General features: G+C 38.8%; 13 protein-coding genes and 2 pseudogenes. 14 read left to right on the forward strand and 1 reads right to left on the reverse strand.

Annotation, left to right across the window (positions count from 1 at the left end):
• Positions 1–128: 128 nt before the first annotated feature.
• Together BQ7352_RS06465 and BQ7352_RS06470 are read left to right on the forward strand one after the other, a co-directional pair.
• The gene (locus tag BQ7352_RS06465; protein WP_072447990.1) at positions 129–1,220 is read left to right on the forward strand and encodes an MFS transporter; all 1,092 of its coding nucleotides are present in this window, start codon (positions 129–131) and stop codon (positions 1,218–1,220) included.
• Between the two features lie 53 nt (positions 1,221–1,273).
• Complete coding sequence (locus tag BQ7352_RS06470) at positions 1,274–2,122, forward strand: FKBP-type peptidyl-prolyl cis-trans isomerase (RefSeq protein WP_072447992.1); 849 nt, start codon at positions 1,274–1,276, stop codon at positions 2,120–2,122.
• 108 nt (positions 2,123–2,230) lie between these two features.
• On the opposite strand, the gene BQ7352_RS06475 is transcribed toward BQ7352_RS06470, so the two are convergent.
• Entirely contained in the window at positions 2,231–3,415 is a 1,185-nt protein-coding gene (locus BQ7352_RS06475) for an MFS transporter (protein ID WP_072447994.1), read from the reverse strand.
• A gap of 195 nt (positions 3,416–3,610) precedes the next feature.
• Here BQ7352_RS06475 and clpB point away from each other — a divergent pair, with 195 nt between their 5' ends.
• From clpB to BQ7352_RS14520, 12 genes and pseudogenes are all read left to right on the forward strand, one after another.
• Positions 3,611–6,202: an ATP-dependent chaperone ClpB gene (clpB, locus tag BQ7352_RS06480; RefSeq protein ID WP_072447996.1), complete on the forward strand. Its 2,592-nt coding sequence runs from the start codon at positions 3,611–3,613 to the stop codon at positions 6,200–6,202.
• A gap of 12 nt (positions 6,203–6,214) precedes the next feature.
• Positions 6,215–6,388 (forward strand): DUF4250 domain-containing protein, encoded by a 174-nt coding sequence (locus BQ7352_RS06485; RefSeq protein ID WP_072447998.1) that lies wholly within the window; start codon positions 6,215–6,217, stop codon positions 6,386–6,388.
• A 252-nt stretch (positions 6,389–6,640) separates the two neighbouring features.
• The gene (locus tag BQ7352_RS06490; RefSeq protein WP_072448000.1) at positions 6,641–7,309 is read left to right on the forward strand and encodes a response regulator transcription factor; all 669 of its coding nucleotides are present in this window, start codon (positions 6,641–6,643) and stop codon (positions 7,307–7,309) included.
• Positions 7,306–8,319 (forward strand): sensor histidine kinase, encoded by a 1,014-nt coding sequence (locus tag BQ7352_RS06495; RefSeq protein WP_072448002.1) that lies wholly within the window; start codon positions 7,306–7,308, stop codon positions 8,317–8,319. Before BQ7352_RS06490 ends, BQ7352_RS06495 begins: the two co-directional genes overlap by 4 nt.
• Before the next feature lie 95 nt (positions 8,320–8,414).
• Positions 8,415–8,552, forward strand: a pseudogene (locus tag BQ7352_RS06500) (ABC transporter ATP-binding protein); the annotation flags it as partial.
• 326 nt (positions 8,553–8,878) lie between these two features.
• A complete protein-coding gene (locus BQ7352_RS14515; RefSeq protein ID WP_159430634.1) occupies positions 8,879–9,016 on the forward strand; it encodes a hypothetical protein in 138 nt (45 codons plus the stop codon).
• A gap of 4 nt (positions 9,017–9,020) precedes the next feature.
• On the forward strand, positions 9,021–10,136 hold the full coding sequence (locus tag BQ7352_RS06505; RefSeq protein WP_072448005.1) for a DUF6017 domain-containing protein: 1,116 nt from the start codon (positions 9,021–9,023) through the stop codon (positions 10,134–10,136).
• 33 nt (positions 10,137–10,169) lie between these two features.
• A pseudogene (locus tag BQ7352_RS15145) lies at positions 10,170–10,346 on the forward strand (helix-turn-helix transcriptional regulator); the annotation flags it as partial.
• On the forward strand, positions 10,343–10,885 hold the full coding sequence (locus BQ7352_RS06515; protein WP_072448009.1) for a hypothetical protein: 543 nt from the start codon (positions 10,343–10,345) through the stop codon (positions 10,883–10,885). The pseudogene BQ7352_RS15145 and the gene BQ7352_RS06515, both read left to right, overlap by 4 nt.
• Positions 10,886–10,918: 33 nt before the next feature.
• Positions 10,919–11,845, forward strand: coding sequence for a ParM/StbA family protein (locus BQ7352_RS06520; protein ID WP_083429865.1), 927 nt, complete (start codon positions 10,919–10,921; stop codon positions 11,843–11,845).
• 16 nt (positions 11,846–11,861) lie between these two features.
• Positions 11,862–12,278 (forward strand): hypothetical protein, encoded by a 417-nt coding sequence (locus tag BQ7352_RS06525; protein ID WP_072448012.1) that lies wholly within the window; start codon positions 11,862–11,864, stop codon positions 12,276–12,278.
• A 13-nt stretch (positions 12,279–12,291) separates the two neighbouring features.
• Complete coding sequence (locus BQ7352_RS14520; protein WP_155512673.1) at positions 12,292–12,444, forward strand: hypothetical protein; 153 nt, start codon at positions 12,292–12,294, stop codon at positions 12,442–12,444.
• Positions 12,445–12,553: the final 109 nt, after the last annotated feature.

The raw sequence follows: 12,553 nt of genomic DNA on the forward strand, positions 1-12,553 counted from the left end.
GTACCTATATTGCTGTTTACAGGGATAGTGCGCTCTTTTTTAAGGAAAACAGTCTTTTGTGATTGCAACAACTATAAAAAGCCACTATCTCCTAATCAAGTAATTTATTTGAAAAGGAGATTTTTTTTATGCGTAAATTTAATATAAAACAGCAGATAGGTAAGTTATATTTAGTAACTTTTGTAGGCCATTTTCAGATTGCAGGAGCATCATGGGTTGCATTGCTGGCCATGAGGGGATTTTCTCTTTTGGAGATTGGAATGTTGGAAAGTATCTTTCATATTGTAAGCTGTCTGTTTGAAATTCCATCAGGCGTTGCAGCAGATGTTTTCGGACGCAAAAAGACTATGGTTATGAGTCAGCTTGCCTCTTTATTATCCGGTGTAATGATGGTTTTATCAGAAGGATTTTGGACAACGGCATTTGCCATAGGATTTAGCGCTTTAAGCTATAATCTGGCTTCCGGTACAAGAGAAGCACTGGCTTATGACAGTTTGAAAATGGCCGGAAAAGAGAAAGAATATAATGCGTTTGCGGCAACGGATATGATGCTTTACAGAATTACAAATTCTACGTCCACACTCTGTGCAGGCCTTGCATTATTTCTCGGTTTTCGAAAGGCTTATACGGTGGATATTCTTTTTACTTTGGCAGCTTTATTCATTGCATGCAGTTTAAAAGAGGTTACCATAGGAGAAAAAACAGGTAAAGAAAAGGTATCTTGCAGATTGGTGAATACAGTCAGAGAAAGCTGGCATTTTTTATTTTTTAATAAGAAGATTAGAAGTATTATGATAATTAATGCGGTTATAGGGGCTGTTTCCACACTGGTATTGTTCTTTTTGCAGGCAAAATTGCCGCTTTCAGGATTAAATCAGGGAATGCTTGGACCGGTTCTTTTCCTTATGGGAATGGGGGCTGCTTTGGGCTCTAAAGCAACGTCATTTTTTTCCGGTGTGTCTTATAAAAAGGTTGTGCTTATAAGCAGTTTTGGTGTGGCAGTTTCCTTTCTTATGACATTTACTCAAAGCCCTGCGTTGATGATTTGCGGTGGATTTTTAGGAGCATTTGTTGATGACTTTCTGGAAGTCAGGACAGACGTGCTTATTAATGAAATGATTTCATCAGAACAGCGTGCAACATTAATTTCAGTGAATTCTTTTACTTTTTCTATTGTTATGATTATTTTATCTACATGGATGGGGTGGATTATGGGATAGTTTTATGGTAGGATAGATATATATACCATGGAGAAAAAAGGAGAACAGCAAAGATGAAAATTGCAGTAACTTATGATAATGGAAACATATTTCAGCATTTTGGAAAAACAGAGTTTTTCAAATTATATGAAGTAGAGAATAATCAGGTGGTTTCAAGTGAAGTAATTAGTTCTAATGGCGCAGGTCATGGTGCATTGGCAGAACTTCTGGGCAATCAGTCTGTAGACTTGTTGATTTGCGGCGGCATTGGCGGCGGTGCACAGACAGCGCTGGCAGATGCAGGAGTTGAAATATGTTCAGGTGTGCAGGGTGATGTAGACCAGGCAGTGGAAGCTTATTTAAAGGGTGAATTAGTATCTGCAGGTGTAAACTGTGATCATCATCACGAGGAAGGCCATAGCTGCGGCAGTCATGAAGACGGACATTCCTGTGGTGGAAACTGCGGTGGTTCTTGTGGAGGACATGTACATTTGACAGGACGTAATGTGGGTAAGACCTGTCGTACACATTACAAAGGAACTTTTAATGATGGAACACAGTTTGACTCTTCTTATGATCGTGGGGAACCGTTGGAATTTATTTGCGGAGTAGGCCAGATGATCAAAGGGTTTGATGCAGCTGTCGCAGATATGGAAGTGGGACAGAGTGTGGATGTTCACTTAATGCCTGAAGAAGCTTATGGTATGCCGGATCCGGATGCAGTTTTTACTCTTGAAATCGCACAGCTTCCAGGGGCTGAAGATTTGGAAGCCGGTCAGCGTGTTTACCTGACAAATCAGTTAGGACAGCCATTCCCGGTAGTTGTTGTGGAAAAAACAGAGGCAACGATTACTTTTGATGCAAATCATGAAATGGCAGGAAAGGAATTAAATTTCCATATTGAATTAGTTGAAGTGAAATAAAACAGGGTACAAAAAACGGAGTTGTCGAATTAAACATTATCCCCAAATATTTATAAATATTCAGGATATGATTTAACACGACAACTCCGTTTTGATTTCATCTAATGTTTATACCGGAATGTTTTTCTTTCTTAATTTTCGAATATAGCTTACCAGCAGAACAATACAAATAAAATCTATGATTACAACGGCAATTATAGATTGCATACCGTAGTAAATTCCTGCTGTTTCTGCTATTTTACCGATAATGGAAGGCATGATGATTGCTCCTAAACTTGCAATAGTTAAGATAAAGCTCCATGCAAGTGCATACTTTTGAATAATACTTCCTGCAAAGGAAACAGTTGTAGGATAAAGCCCTGCCATGCTGAAACCGAAGCCCATAATACCTATGAGAATAAGTGGTGTTGTAGAGCTGGACAATAATAAAATCAGGAATGCTACCAGACCAAATCCCATGCAAAGGAGCAGCCATTCTTTATGTATTTTTGTAGAAAGCCATGCAGTTAAAAGTCTTCCTGCTAAAATCATAATCCATAAAACACTGGCAGTAGCCTGTGAAAGTGACTGTGGAAGTAATCCTGTGTCTTTAAAATAGGTAATCATCCAGCCAATGACACCCTGTTCTGCACATAAGTAGAAAAACATTGTCAAGGTACAGAGATAAAACAGAGGTTCCTTAAAAAATGCAAAGCTGGAAGCGGTTTTCTCCTTTGTTTCTGTTGTGAAATTTTCAGAAGTGGGGATAATAAAGTACATAATCCAGCTTAAAATTCCCATAATCAACATAAAATAACAGGCATAAATCCAGTTGTCAGGATTATTTTTTGTAAGAATAATCAGCAACAGTGGGAAAGTAAACGCACCAATGGCAAACATTGCATGAAGCCCGTTTAAAAGAGAAGCTTTCCCAGGAGCTAATTCATTAATGGATTGGTTACAAAAATTGCTGGTAGCTCCTCGTGCCATACCTGTTAAGAAAAAGGAGAGCGCCAGCAGGGAATTATTATCAGAAAAGATAATAATTAAAAAGGAAAGAGCGAAGAAAGCGTTAAAAAGCAAAATGCTTTTTTTCCTTCCCAGAAAAGCCGGTAATGCACCGGAGGCAAAGCTGGAAATCAGGTTTCCTACAGAATGAAGACTGACAATCATACCACAAAAGGCGTATTCCAGTCCTCTGGCATCTCTGATATAAGGAAGGAGAGAGCCAATAGACAATGCGAGCATACCGTTAATAATAAAAACACCGTAGCTGCATAAAAGTTGTTTGTTTTGAGTTTTACTACTGAACAATGTTACAAAATTCCTTTCTTTAAAATACAAAGTACTATATAGTCTAAAACAAGAGTGGAAGTTTGTAAAGGGATGTACGTTGTTTCGTTCATAAAGTTTTTATAATTATATTAGCACTCGATACTTGACCTGGCTAATAATTAGTGTTATAGTAGCACTAGAACAAAGAAATTAGCACAAATGGAGGGATTTTTTATGAATATCAGTAAATTTACGCAGAAATCACTTCAGGCTGTTCAGGATTTAGAGAAAACTGCTTATGAATTCGGCAATCAGGAAGTTGAACAGGAGCATTTGTTATACAATTTATTAAAGCAGGAGGACAGTCTGATTTTAAAACTTATTGAGAAAATGGAAATTCAAAAAGAACATTTTCTCAATCGGGTAGAACAGGCTTTGAATGCAAGAACAAAGGTATCAGGAGGACAGCCTTATATTGGACAATACTTAAATAAGGCTTTGGTAACTGCTGAGGATGAAGCCAGAAATATGGGAGACGAATATGTTTCCGTAGAGCATTTATTTTTGGCATTGCTGAATAATCCAAGCCCTTCTATGAAGAAAATATGGAATGAGTATGGGATTACCAGAGAACGTTTTTTACAGGCTCTCAGCACGGTGAGAGGAAACCAGAGAGTGACTACGGATAATCCGGAAGTAACCTATGACACCTTGAATAAATACGGACAGGATTTAGTAGAAAAGGCAAGAGAGCAGAAGCTGGATCCTGTAATCGGAAGAGATGCGGAAATTCGTAATGTAATCCGCATTCTTTCCAGAAAGACCAAGAACAATCCGGTGCTTATCGGTGAGCCAGGTGTTGGTAAAACAGCAGCAGTAGAAGGATTGGCACAGCGTATTGTCCAAGGGGATGTACCGGAAGGATTGAAAGACAAAAAAATATTTGCTTTGGATATGGGCGCTTTAGTTGCAGGAGCAAAATATCGCGGTGAATTTGAAGAAAGATTAAAGGCTGTTTTGGAAGAAGTACGAAAAAGTGAAGGTCAGATTATTCTCTTTATTGATGAACTTCACTTGATTGTGGGTGCAGGAAAAACAGACGGAGCTATGGATGCCGGCAATATGTTAAAGCCAATGCTGGCAAGAGGTGAGTTGCATTGTATCGGTGCAACTACTCTTGATGAGTATCGTCAGTATATTGAAAAAGATGCGGCATTGGAAAGAAGATTTCAGCCTGTAACAGTAGACGAACCGACTGTGGAAGATACCATTTCTATTCTGAGAGGACTGAAAGAACGCTATGAAGTCTTCCATGGGGTAAAGATTACAGACAGTGCTTTAGTTGCAGCAGCTACACTTTCTGACAGATATATCAGCGACCGTTTTCTTCCGGATAAGGCCATCGACTTAGTTGATGAAGCCTGTGCATTGATTAAAACAGAGCTGGACTCCATGCCTACGGAATTGGATGAAATGCGAAGAAAAATCATGCAGATGGAGATTGAGGAAGCTGCGTTAAAGAAAGAAGATGACAGATTAAGTCAGGACAGACTGGTAGACTTGCAGAAGGAAATGGCTGAGTTAAGAGATAGTTTTAATGCACAGAAAGCCCAGTGGGATAATGAAAAATCTACCGTAGAACGCCTTCAGAAGCTTCGTGAGCAGATTGAAGATATGAATAACAGAATTCAAAAAGCTCAGAGAAATTATGATTTAGATGAAGCAGCAAAACTTCAGTACGGAGAACTTCCGAAGCTGCAAAAACAGTTACAGGCAGAGGAAGAAAAGGTGAAAAATCAGGATTTATCTCTGGTTCATGAAAGTGTTACAGACGAAGAAATTGCCAGAATTATTTCGCGCTGGACAGGTATTCCGGTGGCAAAACTGACAGAGGGGGAAAGAACAAAAATCCTTCATCTGGAAGAAGAACTTCATAAACGTGTCATTGGTCAGGACGAAGGTGTGACAAAGGTTACTGATGCGATTATCCGTTCGAAAGCAGGTATTAAAGACCCTACGAAACCTATTGGTTCTTTCTTGTTCTTAGGTCCTACCGGTGTTGGTAAGACAGAGCTTGCAAAGACTTTGGCAGCTACGCTTTTTGATGATGAACAGAATATGGTTCGTATTGACATGAGTGAATATATGGAGAAATATTCTGTATCCAGACTGATTGGAGCGCCTCCGGGATATGTAGGATATGAAGAAGGCGGACAGCTTACAGAAGCAGTTCGCAGGAAACCTTACTCTGTAGTTCTTTTTGATGAGATTGAAAAGGCGCATCCGGATGTATTTAACGTGCTTTTACAGGTACTGGATGATGGTCGTATTACAGATTCTCAGGGCAGAACTGTGGACTTTAAAAATACCATTTTAATCATGACTTCCAACATTGGTTCTCCGTATCTTTTGGAAGGAATTGAGGAAAATGGTGAGATTAAACAGGAAGCAAGAGAAGCTGTGGAACGTGATTTAAGAGCGCATTTCAGACCGGAATTTTTGAACCGTCTGGATGAGATGATTATGTTTAAACCACTGACAAAAGAAAATATCGGAGGTATTGTGGAACTCCTTTTGGCAGACTTAAATAAGCGATTAAAAGATCAGGAACTGTCTATAGAATTGACAAAAGCTGCAAAAGATTATATTATTGAGGGCGGATATGATCCTGTCTATGGCGCTCGTCCGCTGAAAAGATATGTACAGAAATATGTAGAAACTTTAACTGCAAAGCTTATTCTTGCAGGAAATATAAGCGCAGGCAGCAGGATTGTCATTGATGTAGAAAACGATGAATTGGTTGCTCATGAGAAGTATGTAGAATAAAGGAGAAATGCAATGATACCGAAAGATCCAGTAATGCTTTTGAGTTATGTAAACACACAGCTTCGCGATTTTTATTCTTCTTTTGAAGGTTTATGCGAAGATAAAGGACTAAATGCAGAGGAAATTCAGATGAAGCTGTCAGGAATTGACTATGTTTATGATTTAGAGAGAAATCAATTTATTTAAAAGAAAATTGAGAGATATGGTAAAGAAGCTGTCGCTTTAAACACTATCCAAAAATATTTATACATTTTTAGCGAATTTGTCGAGCAGACTTTGAGATTATAGGCTCAAAGTGAGCGCAGACTGAGCGTAAAATGTATAGATATTCCGGATATGTATTTAATAAAACGACAGCTTCTTTTTTTCACATATCGGTTTTTGTATGGTATACTTTATGATAACAACAAAGTTTTTGTATGTAGTTTGAGGTAGGATATGAAGAAAATTACAGTAATAGAAGATGATAAAGTATTGAGGGAGGCGCTGACAGCCTTACTTTGTGAAAACGGATATGAGGTACAGCAGATTATAGAGTTTGATAAAACAGAACAGCAGATTGTAGAGAAAAATCCGGATTTAGTTCTCTTAGACATTATTCTCCCCGGCACAAACGGGCAGGAAATTTTAAGAAATCTGAGGAGAATTTCAGATGTTCCGGTGATTATGCTTACCAGCAAAACAGGAGAAACCGATGAAATTCTGGCCATGAGTTATGGTGCAGATGATTATATCACAAAGCCCTATAATCCGGCGCTTTTGCTGCTGAAAATAGAAGCGCTTTTTCGCAGATTAAAACCACAGGAAAAGCAGGAAGAGCTAGAATATAAAGGTGTGTTTTTAAATCTGTTAAAAAGTACCATGCGCTATCAGGATAAGGAAATCGTACTGTCTAAAAATGAGATTTCCATTTTTCATTACCTGTTAAAAAACAGAGGGAAAATTGTATCAAGAGATGAACTCATGGATTATTTATGGGACTGTAATGATTTTGTAGATGATAATACACTGACTGTAAATATCAATCGGCTGAGAAAAAAATTGGAAGAAATAGAACTGACAGATGTAATTGAAACAAGAAGAAGGCAGGGATATATCTTAGTATGAGCATAAAAGGATATTTAAAAGACCATGGAATTTGTATTCTGATTTTCCTGATATGTATGGGAGTTACGGAAGGGATTTTTCTGCTTTTTAATTTAAGTATTACTCTGCAGATGTTTGTTTTGACAGTTTTGTTTTTGGGAATTCTTGCAGCAGGAATTTATGATTATAACAGGAAAAAGGGATTTTATAGAGAACTGGAGCAGAAGCTTCAACAGCTGGAAGAAAAATATCTACTAATGGAAATGTTGGAAAAACCGGAATTTCTGGAAGGACAGATTTTTTATAATGTGTTATCGGAAATGCAGAAATCCATGAACGATGAAATTCTTGTTCAAATACGAAAAAACAATGAATTTAAACGATATATAGAAACATGGGTACATGAGGTAAAACTTCCTATTGCCAGTATTCGTCTTATTCTCCATGAATATAAAGACACATCAGCCAGAACTTTAAAGGAGCAGGTGGGGCGAATTGAAAGCTATGTAGAACAGGTGCTTTATTATCTTCGAAGTGAAGTGCCGGAAAAGGATTATAGGATTGCCCCACATTCTTTGAAAAAACTTACAGACCAGTCTATTTCTGAAAACAGAGATAGCTTGATTTTAAATAAAATAAAAATTTTGCAGGAGACACAGGATATTTCCGTGTACACAGATGAGAAATGGATACGGTTTATTTTGGGACAGATTATCAGCAATGCAGTGAAGTATAAGAAAGAAGACAGTATAATTCGGGTGTGGAGCCATCAGGAGGAAAAGCATAGATTTCTCCATATTTGGGACAATGGCATTGGGATTGCAGAGGAGGATTTGCCAAGAGTTTTTGAAAAGTCTTTTACCGGTAAAAATGGCAGAACACAGCAGGCGTCTACGGGAATGGGATTGTATTTATGTCACATGCTTTGCAAACGTCTGGGACATAGGCTGACAGTGCAGTCAAAAGAAGGAGAATACACGGAAATCACCATAGAATTTTACGACAATGAGTATTTAGATGTTTTGAAATAACCTTACAGCAATGTAAGGTTATTTTATACAAAGAAATGGTTTAGTCAGAATGGAAAAAGTATAATGATACTTGAAAAAAGAATGGGAGGTACAAAATGGGAACGCTATTAGAAGTTCAAAATCTGGTGAAATTTTATGGGAATAAGACGAGTCTTACAAAGGCAGTAAATGATATTAGCTTTCAGGTAAATAAAGGAGAATTTACAGCAATTATGGGTGCCAGCGGCTCGGGTGATTATGTTAAAATAAGACTAAGTTAGCAGATTCCTTATAAAATAAGGGCTCACGCCAATTTAGTCTTTTTTCTATTATACCATAAAAGGTAGAAAATTCATAGACCGGGAATGAATTTTTCATAGTAAAAATCAAATGGCAGGGGCTCTTAAAGATAGAAACCTATTGCTACTGGTCCTGTCAAAATTATATCCATTCTCACAGGCGGTCAAGTTTGTGAAAAACCATTCGGTTGCAATACATTGTAAAAAAATATGTTAAGGACTAGGTTAGTTAAAAGATTCTGTTAGCTGGCTTAGTCCTTTTTTCTTGGGAGGACGGAGCAATGATAAAGGTGATTATGATTGTTGGAATAATTTTTTTCCTCGTTTCGTTGTATGCGTGTCTGGTGGCAGGCAAAAGAGCAGATGAAGAAATAAGTGCTTTATTTGAAAAAGAAAAGAAGCAGAGGAGTGAGGAATAAACGTATGAATGGAGGTATTTATAGCACTGGAAATGAAATTGTAGATGAAAATGCAAAACTGAATATATCTGGAAATATCATTCCGCAGGTGTGGTATCGGACAATCATCAGAGAAAGTGGAAAGCCAAATCTGACAGCCATTATTATACTGGCAGATATTGTGTATTGGTATAAGCCTACAGAAATCAGAGATGAAGGAACCGGACAGGTCATTGGGGTGAGAAAGAAATTTAAGTCAGATCTTCTTCAGAGAAGTTACCAGCAGATCAGCGAACAGTTTGGGATTTCCAAAAAAGAAGCGACAAATGCAGTAGTATTTTTAGAGAAGCTGGGTGTGGTAAAACGGGTATTTAGAACCATTTCCATGAATGGGATTGTTGTAAATAATGTTCTGTATCTGGAATTGATCGTAGACCGATTAAAAGAATTGACTTATCCAGAAGAAACAGGAGCAGATCCGGTTTCCTTTGAAAAAAGAAGAGAGAAATCCAAAGCAGAGAAAATCAGTCCCCATACAGTCATAGAGGAAGAGATACATTTTGTAGAAGAGAGGGCTGTCCCTTTCCAAAGGGAGAGGGTGTCACCATTCAAAGAGAGAGCATACCCCCACAGGGAAACAGAGCCCTGGATACCCAAAGAGGTACCTCAGACCGATAGCGGGCAGACAAATACAGAGATTACTACAAAGACTACAGCAGAAAGTACCCAAAAGAATACAACAGAAATGGTGAATGGGTATAGAGATAATCCTATCTTATCCTATCAGGCAGCAGAAGAACAGTTCAAAGATCAGATTGATTATGATGCGATATGGATAGACAGACCTTTTGACAGAAAACTGCTTAATGAGATTGTAGGGCTTGCAGTAGATGTTTTGACGTCCAATGCAAAGACCATAAGGGTAAATCAGGAAGAACGACCTCTTGGCATTGTACAGGGAATGTATAAAAAGCTGGATAAGTTTACCGTAGAGTATGTGATAGACTCAATTAAGCAGTGTACAAGGAAAGCCAATAATATCCGGGCAGTGCTGCTTACCGCTTTATACAATGCCACATTGACAGCAAACAGCTATATATCCAATCTGTTTGCTTATCAGGAAGCTATCCCTCAGACGTAAGGAGCGTGATAGAAAGTAACAAAATTAAGAAAATTCAGGACAGCTCATGGATATACACAGATAGAACTTGCGGCTGTCTTGGGTATCAGTCTTCGGACGTATCAGAGGATTGAATACGGACAGCAAAAGCCCAATGTCTATGTAGTTGTCCGACTTCAGCGGTTATTTCAAAAAGATATTAGTGAGATTATGGAGGAATATACAGAATGAGGGAAGAAAGGTTTCGTATTCAGTGCCCCGAACATTTTCAGGTTGGAGATTCAGGGCGTTTTGAAAAACCTTCGCAGGATAAGGAGTCGGATTTTGTAGTAGATTATGCTCCGCCGGAAATGTTTGAAGCCGGGATTGTCTTACAGGAGATGGGGACGGAAGGAGATACTTATTGCACAATGTATGTCTATTTTGCCCCGGAGGAACACCTTCCGGTTTATATGGACAGCATGAAATACGATTTACAAAAAGTATCCATTCGGAAAATTTTTGTTGATACCGAGGAATACCTCATAAAAGTAAATGAGAAGACAAAAAAGTTTTATGCAGGTGAGGACGGTTGTTGGGGTTCTTATACGGAACTTTACCGGAAAGAGAATGGGGAACGTCTGACTGACGCAGTGATTGTTTTTCTGTGTATGCCAGATGAAATGAAGTTTCAGGAAATGGAAGCTGTGATAGGGGAACTGTTTGAAAAACTTCCTGTGATAGACAAAGAAAAGAAAGAAACAGGTCAAGAACCAAAGAGGACAAGATAAAATACAAACTATAACTTTCAGGAGGATAAGAACGTGGAAACTAAAATGATTATTGGAATTGATCATGGAAACCGTAACATGAAAACTGCAAATACGGTATTCTCAGCAGCAGTCCAGCCTTTGCAGGCAAGGCCGGACAGCCTGGAGCACATTTTGGAATACCAGAACCAGTTTTATTATGTGGGAGGGAAAGTGCCGGAAAAGGAGTGTGTGGATAAGACAGAGAATGAAAATTATTATCTTCTTACCCTTGCAGCACTGGCGCAGGAAATGCGCTGCCGGGGACTGACAGACGCTTCCGTAAAAATGGGAGCTGCCCTTCCGCCTAGAAGATTTCAGCAGCAGAAAGAAAGTTTCAAGAAATATCTGTTAAAGACAAAGGAACTGCATTTCCGTTATGAAGGAGTACATTATCATGTGTCTTTGGAAAATGTGTTTGTTTTTATGCAGGGGCATGTGGTGATCCATACGCTTTTAGAAGCAGTTCCCGGCTATTGCCTTTTAGTAGATATTGGTGGAGGAACTACCGACCTGGTAGAGTTTGTTGACGGAATGCCGGACGGGAAGTATTCGATTTCGGATAAGGCAGCTTTGTACTGTATCGGAAAAGTCAATGAGGAAGCCATTGCCAAAACAGGGGCAGGGGTACCGGCATACATTACAGAAGCATTTATGAGAACAGGAAGCTATGACTGCCCGAAGCAGTATCAGGACGTCATAAAAAACTGTTTGAAGTCCTACGCAGAGGAAATTTATGGTATCATACAGGCAAACCATTATAATCTGGATCTGACCAAAATGGTATTTATGGGCGGTGGTTCTTCCATTGTGGAGCATTTTGGAGCCAATGAGGGAAAAGATGTACAGTTTGTAACGGATATACATGCCAATGCAAGGGGCTGTGAAGAAGCAGTGAAAAGTATTATCCGGGCAAAACAGAGGAAAATGCGGACAGCATGATAGGAAGTGAAAACTTATGGATACGGAAAAAGTATATACAACTTCACTGCGGCTGTATAAAAGCAGACCGGTACATCATCAGGCTTATCGGTATCTGAAGGAGTATAACAAAGATATTTTCAAGACAAAAGACGATTTTATAGCAGAAGCAATCGTTTATTTTGCCAAGTATCTACAGCAGGAAGAAGAAGTACAGCAGATGAAACTATTAAATACCCTTCTGGAAAACCAGAAAGAACAATTTTGTAAAATCGTAAAAGAAGCGGTTTCAAAGGCACAGGAAGAAGCCTTTGAGAAGCGGGGTGTGCTGGAAAAGACCGTTCAGGGAGAACTTTCTGACGGTGGAACGATAGCAGAGGACAGGGAAAAGGAAGAAGCCTGTATGGAAAAAGATTTACGGTTTGCGGAATTTTATGGGGCATTTGAAGAATAAGGAGGAAAAAGATATGGCAGTAGGAAGAAGTGTATGGGAAGTTGTAAAAGGGATTTTCATTGCAGTGGGGAAACTGCTGTATCTGACAGGGAAACTGGTGATATGTTTGTTTCTGCTGGTTCTGCAGCTTGTTTTGGCAGTGTTCCATGCAGGGAGCAGGGAATAGAAAGGGGATTGACAGGTGCATTGGATACGGGACAGACCGTATACAAAAGATAGAAAAAAGAAGATAGAAAATGGAAAGCAGGCTTGTGTGGCCTGCTTTTTTTGACGAA

This window comes from Blautia sp. Marseille-P3201T (genome assembly GCF_900120295.1).
Lineage (GTDB): Bacteria > Bacillota > Clostridia > Lachnospirales > Lachnospiraceae > Blautia.